The 17,618-nt window shown below is 55.0% G+C and carries 17 protein-coding genes and 1 pseudogene; 12 read left to right on the top strand and 6 right to left on the bottom strand.

The window, feature by feature from the left end:
- Positions 1-22 precede the first annotated feature (22 nt).
- The 4 genes from ACR0BI_RS05870 to ACR0BI_RS05855 form a co-directional block, all read right to left on the bottom strand.
- Positions 23-1,021 (bottom strand): ester cyclase, encoded by a 999-nt coding sequence (locus ACR0BI_RS05870; RefSeq protein WP_480561823.1) that lies wholly within the window; start codon positions 1,019-1,021, stop codon positions 23-25.
- 76 nt (positions 1,022-1,097) lie between these two features.
- Positions 1,098-1,979 carry a carbohydrate ABC transporter permease gene (locus tag ACR0BI_RS05865; RefSeq protein ID WP_010442720.1) on the bottom strand — a complete coding sequence of 294 codons (882 nt, stop codon included), beginning with the start codon at positions 1,977-1,979 and terminating at the stop codon, positions 1,098-1,100.
- Positions 1,980-1,989: 10 nt separating this feature from the next.
- Positions 1,990-3,021 carry a carbohydrate ABC transporter permease gene (locus ACR0BI_RS05860; RefSeq protein ID WP_010442719.1) on the bottom strand — a complete coding sequence of 344 codons (1,032 nt, stop codon included), beginning with the start codon at positions 3,019-3,021 and terminating at the stop codon, positions 1,990-1,992.
- Positions 3,022-3,097: 76 nt separating this feature from the next.
- On the bottom strand, positions 3,098-3,646 hold the full coding sequence (locus ACR0BI_RS05855) for a hypothetical protein (protein WP_480561255.1): 549 nt from the start codon (positions 3,644-3,646) through the stop codon (positions 3,098-3,100).
- On the opposite strand from ACR0BI_RS05855, the gene ACR0BI_RS05850 reads away from it, so the two are divergent.
- Both ACR0BI_RS05850 and ACR0BI_RS05845 read left to right on the top strand, forming a co-directional pair.
- Positions 3,645-4,352 carry an IS6 family transposase gene (locus ACR0BI_RS05850; RefSeq protein ID WP_480561256.1) on the top strand — a complete coding sequence of 236 codons (708 nt, stop codon included), beginning with the start codon at positions 3,645-3,647 and terminating at the stop codon, positions 4,350-4,352. The genes ACR0BI_RS05855 and ACR0BI_RS05850 overlap by 2 nt on opposite strands.
- Before the next feature lie 55 nt (positions 4,353-4,407).
- A pseudogene (locus tag ACR0BI_RS05845) lies at positions 4,408-4,665 on the top strand (hypothetical protein); the annotation flags it as partial.
- Here ACR0BI_RS05845 and ACR0BI_RS05840 read toward each other — a convergent pair.
- Positions 4,632-5,639, bottom strand: a complete 1,008-nt coding sequence (locus ACR0BI_RS05840) for an AraC family transcriptional regulator (RefSeq protein WP_480561257.1) — start codon at positions 5,637-5,639, stop codon at positions 4,632-4,634. The pseudogene ACR0BI_RS05845 and the gene ACR0BI_RS05840 overlap by 34 nt on opposite strands.
- 137 nt (positions 5,640-5,776) lie before the next feature.
- Here ACR0BI_RS05840 and ACR0BI_RS05835 point away from each other — a divergent pair, with 137 nt between their 5' ends.
- Positions 5,777-6,604, top strand: a complete 828-nt coding sequence (locus tag ACR0BI_RS05835) for an NmrA family NAD(P)-binding protein (RefSeq protein WP_170733494.1) — start codon at positions 5,777-5,779, stop codon at positions 6,602-6,604.
- Between the two features lie 28 nt (positions 6,605-6,632).
- Positions 6,633-7,037 carry a DUF4345 domain-containing protein gene (locus ACR0BI_RS05830; protein ID WP_170733493.1) on the top strand — a complete coding sequence of 135 codons (405 nt, stop codon included), beginning with the start codon at positions 6,633-6,635 and terminating at the stop codon, positions 7,035-7,037.
- 108 nt (positions 7,038-7,145) lie between these two features.
- On the opposite strand, the gene ACR0BI_RS05825 is transcribed toward ACR0BI_RS05830, so the two are convergent.
- Entirely contained in the window at positions 7,146-8,126 is a 981-nt protein-coding gene (locus ACR0BI_RS05825; RefSeq protein WP_480438740.1) for a hypothetical protein, read from the bottom strand.
- 195 nt (positions 8,127-8,321) lie between these two features.
- Between ACR0BI_RS05825 and ACR0BI_RS05820 the strand changes: the two genes are divergently transcribed.
- The 8 genes from ACR0BI_RS05820 to ACR0BI_RS05785 all read left to right on the top strand — a co-directional run bounded on the left by ACR0BI_RS05820 (position 8,322) and on the right by ACR0BI_RS05785 (position 17,576).
- On the top strand, positions 8,322-9,308 hold the full coding sequence (locus ACR0BI_RS05820; protein WP_480438864.1) for a serine hydrolase domain-containing protein: 987 nt from the start codon (positions 8,322-8,324) through the stop codon (positions 9,306-9,308).
- Positions 9,309-9,914: 606 nt separating this feature from the next.
- Entirely contained in the window at positions 9,915-10,322 is a 408-nt protein-coding gene (gene gloA2 / locus ACR0BI_RS05815) for an SMU1112c/YaeR family gloxylase I-like metalloprotein (RefSeq protein WP_480561258.1), read from the top strand.
- Between the two features lie 43 nt (positions 10,323-10,365).
- Positions 10,366-11,190, top strand: coding sequence for a TauD/TfdA family dioxygenase (locus ACR0BI_RS05810; RefSeq protein WP_170612602.1), 825 nt, complete (start codon positions 10,366-10,368; stop codon positions 11,188-11,190).
- A 214-nt stretch (positions 11,191-11,404) separates the two neighbouring features.
- Positions 11,405-12,406 carry a Gfo/Idh/MocA family protein gene (locus ACR0BI_RS05805; protein ID WP_480561259.1) on the top strand — a complete coding sequence of 334 codons (1,002 nt, stop codon included), beginning with the start codon at positions 11,405-11,407 and terminating at the stop codon, positions 12,404-12,406.
- Positions 12,406-13,977, top strand: coding sequence for a CoA-transferase (locus tag ACR0BI_RS05800; protein ID WP_170424036.1), 1,572 nt, complete (start codon positions 12,406-12,408; stop codon positions 13,975-13,977). Before ACR0BI_RS05805 ends, ACR0BI_RS05800 begins: the two co-directional genes overlap by 1 nt.
- Positions 13,974-14,741, top strand: coding sequence for an enoyl-CoA hydratase/isomerase family protein (locus ACR0BI_RS05795; RefSeq protein ID WP_480561260.1), 768 nt, complete (start codon positions 13,974-13,976; stop codon positions 14,739-14,741). The genes ACR0BI_RS05800 and ACR0BI_RS05795 overlap by 4 nt, the downstream gene beginning before the upstream one ends.
- A 4-nt stretch (positions 14,742-14,745) precedes the next feature.
- Positions 14,746-16,269, top strand: a complete 1,524-nt coding sequence (locus ACR0BI_RS05790; protein ID WP_170612597.1) for an aldehyde dehydrogenase family protein — start codon at positions 14,746-14,748, stop codon at positions 16,267-16,269.
- A gap of 56 nt (positions 16,270-16,325) precedes the next feature.
- Positions 16,326-17,576, top strand: a complete 1,251-nt coding sequence (locus ACR0BI_RS05785; protein ID WP_480561261.1) for an ABC transporter substrate-binding protein — start codon at positions 16,326-16,328, stop codon at positions 17,574-17,576.
- Positions 17,577-17,618: the final 42 nt, after the last annotated feature.

The raw sequence follows: 17,618 nt of genomic DNA, 5'->3' as shown, positions 1-17,618 counted from the left end.
TAATGTCCTTGGTATGACGGCATCAAGCGTCTCCAATCGGGAAGGATAGTCGACCCGGAACGCGCACCTTGTTGAATTCACGCAATCGCGCAAAAACGTCCACGCCGAGTTGTTGATAGGCATCCAGAAGGTCAACCATGACCCAGTTTTCCCGAATCTTATTGTGTTCCAGGCGCCAGAAATCCAATGATTTCATGGTGATGCGTTTACCCGTGGGTGCAATACCCATCCACCCATCGTTGGTCACGGTTTGGATCATATTCGGCCACCCGGTCACGGCTGCATAGTTGCCGTCACCGAAGAAGTGATAGGTTATTTCATCTACGTATCGGCCGCGATCCGGCATCCCATTCAGAAATGGGATCTGATGCCAATTGCGGAAACCAGCGATGCCTCGGCCTGTGCCAATTCCGGCCGGGCCGTACCAGTTGACGCGTTCGCTCCAGAAACGCGGCATTTCCATCTTTTCGGGGCCGCCCTGACTCGGGTGTTTTTTCATATGCTTCAGCATTGTAACGATGTGGTCGCAGGATGCGTTCGCCTTCACTTCGTCCCACGGTCCGGGTATGATGCCGTCGTTTGTGGCGGGGCCCGGTATGCAAAACTCTAGCCCCAATGACGGTGCCATCGGCCAAGCCTGGGCTTGCATCATCACTTCCGGAATGTCCCAAAGGGTTTGAATTTCGACAACTTTGTCGTTCACAATCCGATAGAACTCGTGAAAACGCATATGTGTCAGGTGCCCGGTTGGCGGAATGTCCAACCACGGCCCTACAAAGGTGCCAACGTAGTGGCCGCCGCATCCGACCCAATCATCCCCCCGCTCGGTCCGGCCTGCCATTACAATCCAATCTCGACGCTCAAGGTCGGGCATTGCTTCGAAAAGTGGCACATAGCAGGCGTCGAAAAAGTCCGTCGGGCCGCAAAAATCACCAAACGGGTGCGGCATGTGTATGACCGCATCTGCCGTAAAGATATCGGCAATGGCCGAGCGAACGTTACTTAGTTCAAAATTGACCATCGCATTTCGAAGAGGCTCCAAGATCGCCTTGTTTCGCGTGTGTATGTCTGAGACGGGACTAGCGTCGTTCATAGTATTAGCCTTTGACTGCTCCAGCGGTCAGACCGCTTACGATTTGGCGCTGGAAGAATAGGATCAGGACAAACAGCGGTGCTGTTGCGGATACCACGGCGGCAACCGCATACATTACCTTGCCTTCGACTTGAGTGGTCCCCATGAAGCTGTTGATTGCGGGGATTATTGTCTCGTTCTCTTCGCTGAGAAGCATCACGGCGACGGTGAAATCATTATACGCCAGCAGAAAGCTGAACAAACCGGTGGTGATTACACCAGGCCACATTACGGGAACAATCACGTGTCTGAAGGCCTGAAAACGTGTACAACCGTCGACCATGGCACTCTCGTCCATGTCTTTAGGGATGTTCTTGAAAAACGAATGCAACATCCAAAGGGTAAAGGGTTGATTTATTGCCACCAACACTATGATTGTAGTCGGTAATATGCCCCAGACATTCCATTCGAAGAACCACAACAGATAACCCGAAACCAATGTTATATGTGGCATGGCACGAAACACGAGTGCGGCCATGAGAATCCAAAATGCATACCGAAAACCCGAGCGCGCCAGGGCATAGCCTCCAAGCGTGCCGAACGTCAGGGAAATGACGACTGTAAAGAACACGACAATGCTGGTGTTCTTAAAGTTGAACCAAAAATCTTCCGTCACCCACGCGCCGTAATAGCCTTGTCCAGTGAATGTGCTGCCGGTTTGTTCGAGTGTGTTGGTCCCTCGCACGGCGTTCATCCAATCCGCTTTGGACAGGAAATCGGCTTGCACCTTGAAACTTCCCCAGAAGGTCCAAAGGAAGGGGAACGCTGCGATAAGCAGCCATAACCCTACCATCGTGAAGGAGAACAGTTTCAGTGGGGTCATGCGTGTTTCTGCTTTTCTCGCCATGATCTTGTCCTCAGTGAGATTTGCGTGTGAAATCGCGCCAAGTGCGAACGAGTACCGGCATCATCAGGATGACAACCAAGAAGATTGTGATCAAAGACGTTGCCCCGGCTGAACCGTAGAGTGGGTTGCCGCTTTCGCGCAGGTCGTTAAAGATAATCCAGCTCAGTGACCGGGCGTGGGCCTCGGCAGAGAAACTCACGATCGGTTCAAACACCCGCAAATTGTCCATGATCAGCATCAGTGTCACGAAGGTCACGAGTGGCATCAGATGTGGCACCACGACGTAGACCAAGCGTTGCCACTTCGAGGCTCCGTCGATCTGCGCGGCCTCCATTGTGTCCGCGGGAACCGTTTGTAACCCGGCATAAAATGTGATGAAACTGAAAGGCAAAGTGTGCCAGACACCATATACCATAAGCATGAACCACATGAGACCGGTGGAAGCTTTCAAGCTGAGGTTCGGGTCATTGAAGATGTTTTGAATGGTTGCGCCGATGACACCGTCGCCATCCACCATCCAGAACAGGATCAGCGAGCCGACCAGCGGTGTGACAAGGAAGGGCAAGAGTGAGACAAAGATCGCTGCGCCCTTGAGCTTGCGCGGCAGGGTGTTCACACCCACCGCTACGGCCATACCGAGGATCAGGACCATCGGCGTTACTATGAACGTGTAAGCTAGGGTAAAGGTGAGAGCATTATAAAATGGCAGGTCACCCAGCTCTCGCCAGAACTCGCCCATTGTCTCGGTGTTTGCCCAAGCCTCGCCAATTTCGGCAAAGGCCAAGTGCGAGCGGTTTGTATAGGTACCCAATCCATTGAACTTGCCTAAAGGTGCTTCATCACGAAGTTTCTGTGTCGCCTCAAGATCGACCGAGGTGGACTCCTTGCATCCAAAAGGTCCACAACTTTCCGAAACAACCAGAACCTGTTCGTGTTGAACGAAAAGCGATTGGATAAAGACAGAAACAATTGGCAGAGCGATGAACAAAATCATTGCTGAAAGAGTTGGCAGGATGAACCAGAAGAATGTGCGATGCTTCATGTCAAATGTCCCCGTCGGTGGGTGTTAGGTTGAGGGGGGCTTACAAGTACCCCCCTCGCGCGCTCGATCAGGGGAGTTACTGAAGGAAGCCCGCTTCTTTCGCCGCTGTCCTGTATGCAGCCTCAACATCGGCAAGCGCCTTCTCGGCGCTTTCGTCACCTTTTAGGAAGTCCGACAGCTCGGAACCCAATGCAGCGTGCAGCAATCCGATCTGAGGAAGCATCGGGTACGGTTGCGCCCCGCCTTGAACAGTTGCCGCAACACCAGCTGCCGCTGGGCCAGGCGTAAATCCTTCGAGCAACCAAACAGCGTCGTCGTTGTTGGCCGCGACCATTTCCGGCGTCAACGCGCTTGCCAGTGCAGCGAATGTCGCTTCTGCTTCAGCGTCAGATACATTCGTGGAGATTGTGAAGCCATCCCACCATAGTGTTGCTCCGGGGATGCCACCCGGTTCAACTGAGGGTGCAGCGGATAGAACTGTATTCGGTCTTGTCAGAAGAACTTTGGTTGAGCGAGTTAGGGTTGTTGCGTAGCTTTTGCCCATGACCAATCTGGCCTCTTTCAAGGGTCTTGTCAGATTAACATTGCTTGAGCGGGGCAGGGCGGTTGCGTAGCTTTTGTCCATGACCAAGCCTGCCTCTTTCAAGTACTTTAAAACCAGCCCAGAGATCATCCGCCTTGCGGTGATGCTGTACGTCCGTTTCCCGCTCTCGCTTCGGAATGTCGAAGATCTGTTGCACGAGCGAGGCATCGACGTGAGCCACGAAACTGTCCGATATTGGTGGAACAGGTTCGGGCCGATGTTTGCTGCTGAGATCAGACGGAAGCGTGTTCAGCAACTGCGCGCGTTCTCCAAATGGAAGTGGCACGTGGACGAAGTTTTCGTGAATGTAAATGGCAAGCGGCATTGTCTTTGGCGGGCTGTTGATCACGAAGGCGAGGTGCTGGAAGCCGTTGTCACCAAACGCCGAAACAAAGCTGCAGCACTGAAATTCCTCAAGAAGTTAATGAAGCGACACGGCAAAGCGGAAACCGTCGTCACGGATCGCTTTGCCTCATACAGAGCCGCGCTCAGAGAACTGGGTGCGCTCGAAAAACAAAGGACGGGCAGGTGGCTCAACAACCGCGTCGAGAACTCGCACCTGCCTTTCCGACGACGCGAACGCGCGATGCAACGTTTCAGGCGCATGCGAAGTTTACAGAAATTCGCCTCCGTTCATTCCTCCGTCTACAATCACTTCAATCAGGAACGATCGCTCACCAGCCGAGACACCTTCAAGTTGACACGCAGCGCCGCTCTTGCCGAGTGGCGTCAACTTTGTTCCGGATAGGTTCACGGTTCCCGCGGCAAACTGAGACTGGTTCGAATTCGTCTGACAGCACCGTTGGGGGGGCTTTCAAAAAGAAGGTGCCGAGTGGGATTTTGGGTTGGTTTTGCGGCCCGACGCCTTTGGACTTGGGAAACGGATTTCCAAAATGGCAATCGACATTGCGATCGCTGACAAACGTATCCCCTTTGTCACGTTTCTGCTGCCACCAAGTAGAAAAAACCTGGGTGCACTCCGGAAACTCGGTGCCAAACACATCGGCGAGATCGAATACGAAGATGCTCAGTTTCTCAAGTTTCGTCTGGATACGGAGTGAACTCTGTTCTTCCTGATTTTTCCCGGTGGTGCGCCAAATACCCGTTTGAAGGCTTTGTTGAACGCAGGCTCTGACAAGTATCCGATGTCAGAAGCAATCTGCGAGATAGGTTGATGGGTGGACACCAACCTTTCACTGGCCAGGTGCATACGCCACGTTGCAAGATACTGGATTGCTGGAACGCCTACCAACTCAGTGAACCGTGCCGCGAAAGCGGATCTGGACATACCAGCAACCTCCGCGAGAGACTCGACTGTCCAAGCCGCAGCAGGCGTACGGTGAATTGCGACTATCGTGCGCCCGATCTGCGGGTCTCGCGCAGCTTTTAACCAGCCTCGATCTGCATCGGGTGCGCTGTTCAGCCAACGACGAATGGCCTCAATGACAACCACATCGGCCAGTCGCGTGATCACGGTTTCGCCGCCCGGTCTCAATTCCCGCGCCTCTTTTGCGATGAATTGCAAAGTTGCCTGTAACCAGCTTCCGGCGTCCTCCTCCCAAGGGTCGATTTTGAGTACATCCGGAAGCAAGCACATCAACATATCACTGGCGGCGTGATCTATTCGGACCAAGCCGTACATGATGCCCGTCTCCGCGCCGCCGCCGCCGTTTTCCAGTGTTTCATAAAGCTCGGTTACCTTGCGAATGGGCAATTCCTCCAGCGACAAAAGCGGCGTGTCTTCTGAGCTAAAGAAACCGACCGGTGCTCCGTTGGTCATCAAGACCAGATCGCCTTTTTCGACCTCGAACGGGTCATCGTCACCGACCTTCATCAAGCACCGCCCGTGTGTGATGACCGCAAAGCTCAGTACGCCGGGAAATCCCGGTATCGATACTCCCCACGGTGCAGTCAAGCGAGACTGGCAATAGAATGTACCTGTCAATTTAAGTAAATGAAGGATTTCCCCCAGCGGATCGCCGATCGGCTGTGCCAGTGCATCTGGGTCAGGGACATGCGGTTCAACCTTGTTCATGTGGGAACCTTGGCTGAAATTTAGCTCTTCGTCTATTTACTTTGGACGATCGAATAAGAATTCCGGATTCTGAAGAATAGAACATCTCTATTTATTGCCTAATTTCGGGCCATCAAGTGAACTCATGGAGATGACCAATGATACAGCAGCCCATTCTTGTACTTGGCGCAACAGGCAAAACCGGATCGCGGATCGCGACACGTCTGGAAAAAAAAGGGCAGGCAGTCCGGCGCGCATCGCGGAACAGTGAAACGCCATTTGACTGGGACCAACCGCAGAGCTGGCCCGCAATCCTGGAAGGCGTCTCGTCTGCTTATATTTCTTACTTTCCTGACATCGCTTTTCCAGGCGCGGTTGAGCAAGTCGAAGCGTTCACAGCATTGGCTCGTGAAAAGGGACTACGGCGTCTTGTGCTGCTAACCGGGCGTGGCGAGTTGCATGCGGAACGAGCGGAAGCCGTCGTACGCAATTCCGGAGTTCCGTTCACTATCGTTCGTGCTGCATGGTTTGCGCAAAACTTCTCTGAAGGGGCATTGCTTGGTCCGGTCATGGCAGGTGTCTTGCCGATGCCCGCCGGCGATGTACGCGAACCAATCATCGACGTGGACGACATCGCCGATGTTGCCGTAGCTGCTTTGACAGAAGAAGGACACGATGGCGAACTGTACGAGGTCACGGGACCACGTCTCATGACGTTTGCCGACATGGCCGCAGAGATTTCGCGCGCCATGGGCAGGACTGTGCAATACCTGCCAATTTCATTCGAAGACTTCCACGCGGAAATCGCGCATGCGAATGGCGAGATGATGGCTGATGTGATTACGGACATCGCGCGTGAAACGCTGGACGGGCGCAATGCGAACCTCGCGGACGGGGTCCAGCGTGCGCTTGGACGCGCGCCACGCGACTTCGCCGACTTCGCAAACAAAGCTGAAATGTCTGGCGCGTGGACCAAAGCCGCATAAGCCAGGCCAAGGGACATTGGAGACAAACATGAAACTTGAAATTAGAGGCAGACTTATCTTGGGCATGTCCGGATTAACTGCATTCGCCGTAGGTCTGGCCATCACTCTGGACCCACAGTCTTTCTACGCCAACTACGGCATCGTACTCTCGCCGCAGCCAAACCTGATGAGTGAGTTGCGTGCACCTGCTGCCAACCTCTCGGTACTTGGCCTGATCATTTTAGGCGGAGCATTTTACCAAAAGTTGGTCCAGGCCTCAGCCTTGCTTGGGGCTACGGTTTTCTCAGCTTTCGCCGTGGGCAGAACAATCAGTTTCGTCCTCGATGGTTGGCCATCCGATAACATTCTTGCCGCATTTGCGATAGAGGTTTTGCTTGCGGTGTTGTGTTTGTGGGTTGTCGGTGGAAATGCGAAATCTGCAGCGCCGGCCTAAGACGGCTTTGTCCGCAAAGCAGACATTGAGTGAAACTCACTGAAAGTCAACATCGAGCCCACAGCAGAAAGGCTTGAAGGGTAGCGCGCCAACGGTCTGCTTTGCAGTTTACTTGCAAATCGGCAATTCCAGTGGTGGCTGTTTAGGCAAGGATGCTCTCCAACTATTTATGATAGGTTGGAGGCTACTTTTGGGCCAAAACTTTGGTGCGCCAATCGCTTTTAGGCAAGCTGCGTTCCAATAAACTCCAGCTCGAGAAAGTGATTTTCCCTTTTTTAACGCTTTGGTGACAGCGTTTATGTCTTTGGATTCTGGGTAGATGTAGAGGGTCGTCGGGTTCCCTTCTACAAGCGCCAAAATCTCTTTTGAGGCGGATTGTGACCAGGTTGTGCAACCATTGCTACGACCACCAGTGTAGTTCACAAGTTTTCCGTATGGGACATAACCGTCGTTGTCTGCATGAGTGCTTCTAGGTTTTTTGAACCTACACTGCCACTTCAGGAAGACAGCCGGATGGCCTCCGATGGCGCGCTCGCGAGCATTGCTCGTTTCTCCTTCACCATCAAACAAAAGAAACGTGCGGTAGAAAGGCTGCGTTTTGCCGGAATGACTGTGATAACCTTTGAAGGACGTGCGGGTTTCAGCCGTCACATAGGCACCTCCGGCGGTTAGTTTAGAGCCCTCTGCATTGCTGAAGTTCTTCGCACATTGTCGGCCATTCGAAAAATTGGCGCGCAGGAGTTTTCTGCCATTGCCATAGCCGGACGAAACCGCTCGGAAGGACTTTTGTGACTCGCAGATGACAAAAAAACGCTTGCCCGGATTGCCGTTACTTGCAGTGCTGGGGCGGGTCGCATCCTTGGCAAGGTAGCAAGGGTTCCTGACTTCGCCTCGGCGTAGTTTCTTGATGTAAAGCGCTCGTGCCCTTTCCAAAACGATTGGCGCGATTTGCCCCTCACCTGTACCGACGTGCTTTTGTAGCCACGCTGGAACATCTTGCGTTATCGCATTGGCGCGGTCCGGTAGGGTACCCACCGACATGGCGATTGTTATGACCGAGAGTGCGAGACGGAGTGAATTCGTTAGCAACGGGAGATCTCCTGCTAGAATGTCCTCGGGGTCAGTCTAACACAATTCGTAAACGCAAGGATGCTGGTCAATTGTACGAACGAAGCCTCCCGTTGCCTCAAATCCCACTTTTCGTTGTGGAAGCTTTCTTACATCTTGGACAATAAATCTTGGGATGTTGCGTAGGTGTCTGGACATTCCGAGATTTGCTTCCAAATGAAGGCCATGATCACACGTCGAAAGCTCCTGTTGGTTACCGCAACCGCAATTTGTGCTCCGTATATTGCGCGGGGACGAACGGTGGCGCTGAATGATGCAATCAGCGGTCTTCCGCAGTTGCATTCACTTCAAATTCAACGCGGCGACGATGTCATTTTCGCGCAGGCCCATCAGGGTGCAGGCCTGGATAGGCCGGCCAATATTAAGTCTTGTTCGAAAAGCATCGTGGCTTTGTTGCTGGGGACAGCGATTAACCGGCAGGAAATTCCATCTGTAGAATCCACCTTGCAGGAGGTCGCTCCACGGCTTTTGCCCGCTAATACGACAGCCGGTTCCGAAAGCATTACGATGGAGGATCTGGTGACGCTGCGCGCAGGGCTCGAAAGAACTTCGGGCAGCAACTACGGAGAATGGATCAACTCTCCCAACTGGATCGCAGACGCGTTGACACGACCGATGGTTGCTGAGCCCGGACAGCAGATGCTCTATTCTACCGGATCGACCCATGTGCTTGGTGCAGCATTGACCGTTGCAACCGGACAAAGCCTATTGAGACTGACGCGTGAAAGGCTGGGTGCACCGCTTGGTATCGAGATACCTGCTTGGACGAGGGATCCACAGGGCTACTACTTGGGTGGAAATGAGATGGCGATTACGCCAAGATCGATGTTGAAAATCGCGGTCCTGCTTCGGGACCGCGGGGCTTTTGCCAATAGGCAAATCATTCCTGAGCGTTGGGTCTTGGAATCGACCAAGCCACACGGCCGTTCGCCTTTCTCCGGTTTGGATTACGGCTATGGCTGGTTTCTGTCCCCTTCAGGCTATGAGTTGGCACGTGGATATGGGGGCCAAATCATAGCGGCCCATCCTGATCGAAACCTTGCTGTCGCAATTACATCTGATCCTACGCGTCCGGCGCGTTCTGGAGGCTATTTTGGAGAATTGGTCAGATTGTTAGATGGTCCGATTTTGAATGCTACCTAGACGTTTCATAAACACTGCTTAGAGTTGGTCACGCTTGGCCTGGACGGCGCTGAACTATCAAACAGCCTTCGTCTTCCGTGGGCGGTGGAGCAATAGGAGCGCCGATTAAATTGCTATTTTGAAAGGTGAAAGAGGCGGTGGCCAACTTTACTATGTTTCCAAAATCTCGCTTTGCCGGTCCAGTCATGTCGGTCAAAGATCCCGTTCAGATTTGGCTTGCTTGAGTGGCGCGATCCGTGCGCGGCATTGAGGACACTCCCAATTGGCGCAACTAAGACCGCTTCGAATTTGTCTTAGAGCAACACTCATTTGTTTCAAACGAGTTTGTAGACAGCCTAGTTTGGCGGCATAATCGCTCAACTCAGAGCTCACGAAGCTTGGTATTTAAGGTGTGTCTCGAATCGCGACCTGCCACCGGCACGAGTTGCCTAAAACAACGACGTTGAGCCCACAGACGCTTGATGAATACTGCTTTGTTTTCCTGTATTGTTCGGTTGCCAAACTTGGCCAAACGCCTCTTGGTTTTCTCGATCAGTTTTGAAAATGAAGCGAAGAAATACCTCAAGAGTTCGGCTTAGCTAATTGATTAAATAAGGATACAGGCCCGTGACCAGTCTGAAAGCAATCCACCATGCTGCAGTCATTTGTTCGGACTATGAACGGTCCAAGGCGTTTTATTCAGAGACGCTTGGTCTGAGGATTGTTGCTGAGAATTTCAGGGCTGAGCGGCAATCTTGGAAGCTGGATTTGGCGTTGCCGGACGGTTCTCAGATTGAACTGTTTTCCTTTCCCAACCCGCCCAAACGCACGTCTCGCCCCGAAGCGCGAGGTCTGCGGCATCTTGCGTTTGTTGTGGATGATATCGAGGCGCTGAAAGACAGTCTGGAACAGAAAGGTGTCCTCGTCGAAGACATCCGTGTCGATGAATATACCGGCCATCGGTTCACTTTCTTCAGCGATCCGGACGATCTTCCATTGGAGTTGTATGAAGCCAAGCCGATTGCATTGAAGTGATATGTCTCGTCTTCTAGGCTGAGCGAAGCAGGGAGGAGGGCGCATGGAAGTAAAACCTCTCACGGGTGGATTGGGTGCGGAAATCGTCGGGGCGGACATCCGGTGTGAAGATCAATTCGACGCAATTAAGTCAGCCTTCGCAGAGTATTCCGTTATCGCACTGAGGGGCCAAAGCGTTAGTCCGCAAGAGCATCTGACCTTTGCGAGAAGGTTCGGCCCAATCAACGTGAACCGATTTTTCAAACCGGTTGTCGGCCACCCAGAGATTGCCATGGTGTTGAAAGAGAAGGATCAGAAAGAAGCTGTGGGAGAGGGGTGGCATACTGACCACTCTTATGATCAGGAGCCTGCTATGGGCTCGATCCTGCACGCCCTAGAGGTTCCGCCCCAGGGTGGCGACACGCTGTTTGTGTCGATGGCTGCTGCCTACGAAGCTTTGTCGCCCACGATGCGTGGTTTCTTAGATGGTTTGTGGGCGGTGCATTCCTCTCGCCATGTCTTTGGCGCCAGCATCATGGACACAGAAGCCGCAAAAAGCGGCCGTTTGGGTAACGCCGAAGCTGCCACGCAAGACGCTTTGCACCCCGTGGTCATCACGCACCCTCTCAGCGGTAGGCGAGGGTTGTTCGTCAATCCCGTGTTCACGACCGAAATCAGAGGCTTGAGCGCGGATGAGTCTGCCGCGGTGCTGGGTATGATTTACGATCACTGCAAGCAGCCTGAATTCCAATGTCGTCTGCGTTGGCAGGAAGGGGATATCGCCATTTGGGATAACAGAGCGACGTGGCACAAGGCGATCAACGACTACCATGGGTTTCGACGTCTTATGCACAGGGTGACCGTGGAAGGGGTCGCTCTGACGCATTGATGCAAGTGGCGCTCGGCGAATTGCTGCGACTCAGTCAGAGTGTCGGCACGCCGTGAATCTCTTCGGTTCCCTATGATCGTTTTGGATGAGGCATCTAACGTCGCGTTTTTAGACATGTTTTCTGAACTTTAAGGCGCGCATAGAGTTTTTTCTTGCCAAATTTGGAACGTTCCACTAATTTTTTTGGAACGTTCCAATTTTTTGGGGAGGTCAGATGAATTGGGTATTTGTCGGAGCGAGCACTATAGCTTCGCAATATATGTTGGACGCGGTGCGTCAGCAGGCAAGCAACGACGTGACCTGGGTCGTCAGCAATTCCCCTGACCGGGTGCAAACATGGGCTAAGGAGCACGGAATTCCCAATGCAACCACAGACCTGAACGCGGCGCTGTCTGACGACGGCGTGAAAGCCGTCTACATTTCCTCCACAAATGAGAAGCACCATGGTCAGGCGATGGCTGCCATCGCGGCTGGTAAGCATGTTCTATGTGAAAAGCCGCTCGGGATGACGCAAGCGGAAGCTGTCGAAATGGTGCGCGCAGCCGAAGCGGCTGGCGTGACTTTTGGTACAAATCACCACCTGCGATGCTCTGGCAGCCATCGTGCTATTCGTGATCTCATTGCAGACGGTCGCGTCGGCGACGTTCTTTCGCTGCGTATACATCACGCGGTACATTTGCCCGGGAACCTACAGGGGTGGCGCATTAACTCAGCAGGTGCCGGCGGCGGCGTGATCCCCGACATCGTCGTTCATGATGCGGATGTCACGCGGTTCCTGCTCAATGAGGACCCGATTTCCGTCGTCGCGCAAATGGCCAGCTCTGGGATGGGGCAGGGGGTCGAAGACTCGTGCATGTCCGTGTGGACGATGCCATCGGGGGCGATGGTCACGACGCACGAAAGCTTTACGCACCCCTTTGCCGGATCGGGCCTGCAAGTGCACGGGACCAAGGGCTCGATTTTTGCGGATGGCGTCATGACGCAGCGCCCTGTTGGGGCAATAAAACTGGTGACTGAAGCCGGAAGCGAAGAGATTCCGTTTTCGGACCACTCTCTCTATGTTCAAGGCGTTTCGGAATTTGTCTCCGCAGCGGCGGGACAAGGCCGTCCTGCTGCCGACGGACCTGACGGAGTGAAATCGCTGTCAATCGCGTTGAGCGTTCGTGAGACCGCAGCGTCGGGTGAACGTATCAACATAGATTATGGCGGTTTCTGATGACCAAGCTTGTTTCCGTTTCCGAGGCCGTTTCTCGTATCCCAGACAATGCGGTTGTCACCGTGTCGTCGTCCTCTGCGCTCGGGTGCCCTGACCTCGTGCTGAAGGCACTTGGAGAACGGTTTCGCTCTGAAGGGCATCCGCGCAACATTACAACGCTGCACCCTATAGCCGCCGGTGATATGTATGGCGTGAAGGGCATGGATTATCTGGCGCAGGATGGATTGCTAAGCCGCGTTCTTGCCGGATCGTACCCGTCGGGCCCTTCCAGCCTTGAGATGCCGGAAATCTGGAAAATGATCGTCGAGGATCGGGTCGCCGCATATAACGTGCCGTCGGGAATTCTGTTCGACATGCATCGCGAGGCCGCAGCGCATCGGCCTGGTGTTCTGACGCAAGTCGGGCTTGAAACCTTCGTGGACCCTGTCCGCGAAGGGTGCGCGATGAATGCGCGTGGCGCGGCAACGCCCATCGTGAACCGGAGAGAGTTCGACGGTCAGACCTGGCTGCACTTCCCAAACATCAACCCGAACGTTTGCGTTTTGCGCGCAACCACGGCGGATGAGTTTGGCAACCTGACCTATGAGCATGAAGGCGCTTATTTGGGCGGGCTAGAGCAAGCGATCTGCGTCCGCAACCACGGTGGGATCGTGATCGCACAGGTTCAACGTGTGACTGCCGCCGGAAGCCTGCGCCCCCATGAAGTGCGCGTGCCGGGGCATCTGGTCGACCTGATCGTTGAAGACCCGGAGCAGATGCAAACGACTGAAACGTCCTATGATCCTGCGATTTCTGGCCAGATCATGCGCCCTTGGGACAGCTTTTCACTGGCTGAGCATGGCGTCGAAAAGGTCATCGCGCGTCGCGCCGCCCAAGAACTCCGCAGCGGCATGAGCGCCAACTTGGGCTTTGGAATCAGCGCTATGGTCCCGCGTGTTTTGTTGGAAGAGGGGCATCCTCAGGCTGTGACATGGGCGATTGAGCAAGGGGCCGTTGGAGGCGTCCCATTGACCGGATTTGCCTTTGGCTGCGCGTCCAACGCACATGCTTTCGTGCCGTCCCCACAGCAGTTCATTTATTTCCAGGGCGGCGGCTTCGATATGTCGTTCCTCTCGTTCCTCGAGGTTGATGTCGAAGGCAATGTGAACGTCTCCAAACTGGGTAAGAAGCCCTATTTGACAGCAGGGTGCGGCGGTTTTGTCGATATCACCGCGCGGGCCAAAAAGATCGTGTTCTCGGGCTGGTTCGAAGCTGGCGCCAAGATTGATCTGGCGGATGATGGTATCCGTGTGAATGCCCCCGGAAAATTCACCAAGATGGTGGATCAGGTCGAACATGTCACATTCTCGGGCCGCCGTGCCCGGGAAACCGGTCAGGATGTGCTCTATGTAACCGAGCGTTGCGTTATTCGCCTGACGGATCAGGGGCTGGTCGCGACGGAAATCATGCCCGGCATTGAGGTGCAGCGCGATATTGTCGAAGCTTCAGGCGGTCGCGTCAAAGTCGCGGAAAACGCGGTTCAGATGCCCAAGTCGCTATTCGCAGTTGGCTCGATGGGGATGACACTTTGAACAAACTGCGCATTCATATCGAGGGTGCAACCGCCGTCCTGACTTTGGACAACGAGGCCAAGCTCAATGCGCTAACTGTAGATATACTGCACGCGCTGGAAGCTGGCCTGACAGAGGTCGAGCGTGACGTGTCTATTCGTGCGCTTGTTCTGACGGGCGCGGGTGAAAAAGCGTTCTGTTGTGGGGCCGATATTGGCGCTTGGGGTGGTCTGAGCCCCGCTGAATTCGCGCGCCATTGGGTCCGTGATGGACATCGCATCTTTGACCGCCTGGCGCGGATCGGCAAGCCAACAATTGCTGCGATCAACGGTCATGCGTTCGGCGGTGGGCTAGAGCTGGCCAGTTGCTGCGATCTGCGCCTGATGACCCCGCGGTCCACGCTGGCTTTGCCTGAAGCTCGGGTTGGGATTGTACCCGGCTGGTCCGGGACACAGCGGTTGACCCGGCTGATCCCCGAAGCTGCGGTGAAAGAGATGGCACTCTTTGGGCGCCGTATTGGTGCTGACCGCGCCGTGGCCTTGGGCTATGCGACCGAGGTGACTGACGACGTTCTGGCGCGCGCGCTTGAGATCACCGCCGAACTTAGCGACCTCTCGCCTCGCGCCACCGAAATCTCAAAAAACATGATCCATGCAGCGGTCGGTGAAGACACTCATGCCGTGGTCGAAACCCTTGGTAGCGCAGCGATTGCCGCCTCAGCGGACCGCGAAGAAGGCGTTGCCGCATTCATGGAAAAACGTAACCCCACATTTTCTGGCCTTTGACAATATGAAAGATATCACCATCAACCCTGCCATCCCGTTCGAGTTGCCGCCGTTGTTCGAAGGTCGGCATCTCATCGATGGCAGGTGGCAGAATAGCGCGTCGGGTGAGACGTTCGAACGGCGCTCGCCCTCGCACGGGCACATCGTCAGCCGTTCGGCCTTGGGTGGCGAGGCTGAAGCCGAGGCCGCGATCCAGGCGGCGCGCAAGGTGTTCGACAGCGGTGATTGGAGCCGGGCATCAGGCAAAGAACGGGCCACCGTTTTGCTGAAGGTTGCCGACCTGATTGAGCAGAATGTCAACCGGATCGCGCTGATCGAAACGCTGGAAAGCGGTAAGCCGATCAGCCAATCCAAGGGCGAGGTCGGCGGTGCAGCAGACCTTTGGCGCTATGCGGCCTCATTGGCACGCAGCACACACGGCGACAGCCACAACACTCTTGGCGCAGACATGATGGGTGTCGTGCTGAAGGAACCCATCGGTGTCGTGTCCATCATTACGCCGTGGAACTTCCCCTTCTGGATTCTCAGTCAGAAGCTGCCCTTCGCGTTGGCGGCTGGTTGCACCGTTGTTGTGAAGCCGTCTGAGATGACACCGTCGACAACCTTGATGCTGGGCGAGTTGCTGGTCGAAGCTGGATTGCCCGCCGGTGTATGCAATATCGTTCTGGGCTACGGAGTTCCCGTTGGCAGTGTGATGTCGAGCCATGACAGCGTGGACATGATCAGCTTTACGGGCTCAACGGCTGTGGGCAAGACGATCAGCGCAGTAGCATCGGATACACTCAAGAAAGTCGCGCTTGAGCTTGGGGGCAAGAACCCACAGGTCATCTTTCCCGACGCCGATCTAAATGCAGCCGCTGATGCGGTTGTGTTCGGTGTTTATTTCAATGTGGGCCAGTGCTGCAATTCAAGCAGTCGCATCATCGTGCATGAGGACATTGCCGATGAATTCCGCGAACGTGTCATCGCCCTTTCGCGCAAAGTCAAATTCGGCGATCCTCTGGACCCGACGACGCAGGTTGGGGCTATCGTAACGTCCGCGCACAACTCAAAAATCGACGCGTATGTTAAACAGGCGCAAGCTTCCGGTGCGACTATTGATCTGGGTGGTGAGCCGCTGGAAGTTGAAGGCCTCGGCGCTCAGTTCTATCAGCCGACGGTGATTTCCGACGTCTCGCCCGACATGCCCATTGCCCGCGATGAAATATTCGGGCCTGTTCTGTCTGTTTTGACTTTCAAAACACTAGACGAAGCCATCGCGCTCACCAATGATAGCGCTTACGGTCTGTCGGCAGGGGTCTGGAGCGAAAACGTTCACACCTGCCTAGAGTTTGCCCGCCGAGCAGAAGCGGGAACGGTCTGGACCAATACCTGGATGGACGGGTTCCCCGAGGTCGCTTTCGGTGGGGTCAAACAATCCGGGCAGGGGCGGGAAATCGGACGATATGGGTTCGAGGAATTCTTCGAAGTGAAATCAGTGGTCATGCGCGTCGGCAACAGCCGGGCGCCATGGGTTCCGCACGACTAAGACCGGGCACCAGATTGGTCCCGAGTGAGAATAACGCATTAAGGGAGGAAACAAGAATGCGTAAATTTTTGAAGACAAAATCGCTGTTTGTGGCAGGTCTACTGTGCACGACCAGCCTTGCGCACGCTGAAGACGTGGAAGTTCTGCACTGGTGGACTTCTGGCGGTGAGGCTGCAGCATTGAACGTTCTCAAGGACGACCTGTCCGGACAGGGCATCGGCTGGACCGACATGCCTGTTGCAGGTGGCGGTGGTGAGCAGGCGATGACCGTTCTGCGCGCACGCGTCACCGCAGGCAACGCTCCAACAGCCGTTCAGGCTCTGGGCTTTGACATTCTGGACTGGGCCGATCAGGGCGCGCTGGCCGATCTGAACGAAGTGGCAGCCCAGGAAGGTTGGGATGACGTCGTCCCAGATGCGCTGAAAGCCTTCGCCAAGCATGACGGCAAATGGGTCTCGGCCCCTGTGAACGTGCATTCGACCAACTGGGTCTGGGCTAACAAGGCGGTGCTGGACGCCAACGGCATTGAGCAGCCCACCAACTGGGACGAATTCGTCGCCGCAGTTGAGGCGTTGAAAGCTGCTGGTGTCACTCCGATCGCGCATGGTGGTCAGGCATGGCAGGACGCGACCGTGTTCGATGCTATCGCGATGTCGACGCTGGGGCCTGACGGCTACAAAGCGGCCTTCATCGACTTGGACGAGGAAACGCTGGGTGGCGACGCGATGAAAGAAGCGTTCGACCGTATGGCCTTTATCCGCGACAACGTGGATGAGAACTTCTCGGGTCGTGACTGGAACCTGGCGACGGCGATGGTCATCAACGGCGAAGCCGGCTTCCAGATGATGGGTGATTGGGCCAAAGGCGAATTCCTGAACGCGGGCAAAGTGCCGGGTGAAGACTTTTTGTGCTTCCGTTTCCCGGGTACTCAGGATCAGGTCACCTTCAACGCTGATCAGTTCATGATGTTTGATCAGGGCGGTACGGTATCGGCCGAGCAAGCCGCGCTGGCCAGCGCGATCCTTTCGCCATCCTTCCAGATTGCCTTTAACAAGGTGAAGGGCTCTGTCCCGGCTCGTACTGACGTGGATGGCAGCGATCTGGATGCGTGTGGTCAGCAGGGCATGAAAGATTTGGCCGCCGCGGCTTCGTCAGGCAACCTGTTCGGCTCGATGGCACACGGACATGCCGCGCCCGCGTCAGTCAAGAACGCCGTCTATGACGTGGTGACCGCCCACTTTAACGGCGAGTACGGCAGCGAAGATGCCGTGACCGAACTGGTTGACGCCGTTTCGATCGCCAAGTGATCCACAAGTGATCCTCCCGATGGGGCGGCGGTCTGGCCGCCC

The organism is Ruegeria sp. E5, assembly GCF_056534105.1.
The sequence above is the reverse complement of the archived record's forward strand: the minus strand, read 5'-3'. Positions and strand labels throughout refer to the sequence as shown.

Bases quoted from the DNA above. Each gene is read 5' to 3' on its own strand.
- ACR0BI_RS05870 (WP_480561823.1), bottom strand. From the start codon at position 1,021: ATGGTCAATTTTGAACTAAGTAACGTTCGCTCGGCCATTGCCGATATC.
- ACR0BI_RS05865 (WP_010442720.1), bottom strand. From the start codon at position 1,979: ATGGCGAGAAAAGCAGAAACACGCATGACCCCACTGAAACTGTTCTCC.
- ACR0BI_RS05860 (WP_010442719.1), bottom strand. From the start codon at position 3,021: ATGAAGCATCGCACATTCTTCTGGTTCATCCTGCCAACTCTTTCAGCA.
- ACR0BI_RS05850 (WP_480561256.1), top strand. From the start codon at position 3,645: ATGACCAAGCCTGCCTCTTTCAAGTACTTTAAAACCAGCCCAGAGATC.
- ACR0BI_RS05855 (WP_480561255.1), bottom strand. From the start codon at position 3,646: ATGGACAAAAGCTACGCAACCGCCCTGCCCCGCTCAAGCAATGTTAAT.
- ACR0BI_RS05840 (WP_480561257.1), bottom strand. From the start codon at position 5,639: ATGAACAAGGTTGAACCGCATGTCCCTGACCCAGATGCACTGGCACAG.
- ACR0BI_RS05835 (WP_170733494.1), top strand. From the start codon at position 5,777: ATGATACAGCAGCCCATTCTTGTACTTGGCGCAACAGGCAAAACCGGA.
- ACR0BI_RS05830 (WP_170733493.1), top strand. From the start codon at position 6,633: ATGAAACTTGAAATTAGAGGCAGACTTATCTTGGGCATGTCCGGATTA.
- ACR0BI_RS05820 (WP_480438864.1), top strand. From the start codon at position 8,322: ATGAAGGCCATGATCACACGTCGAAAGCTCCTGTTGGTTACCGCAACC.
- ACR0BI_RS05810 (WP_170612602.1), top strand. From the start codon at position 10,366: ATGGAAGTAAAACCTCTCACGGGTGGATTGGGTGCGGAAATCGTCGGG.
- ACR0BI_RS05805 (WP_480561259.1), top strand. From the start codon at position 11,405: ATGAATTGGGTATTTGTCGGAGCGAGCACTATAGCTTCGCAATATATG.
- ACR0BI_RS05800 (WP_170424036.1), top strand. From the start codon at position 12,406: ATGACCAAGCTTGTTTCCGTTTCCGAGGCCGTTTCTCGTATCCCAGAC.
- ACR0BI_RS05790 (WP_170612597.1), top strand. From the start codon at position 14,746: ATGAAAGATATCACCATCAACCCTGCCATCCCGTTCGAGTTGCCGCCG.
- ACR0BI_RS05785 (WP_480561261.1), top strand. From the start codon at position 16,326: ATGCGTAAATTTTTGAAGACAAAATCGCTGTTTGTGGCAGGTCTACTG.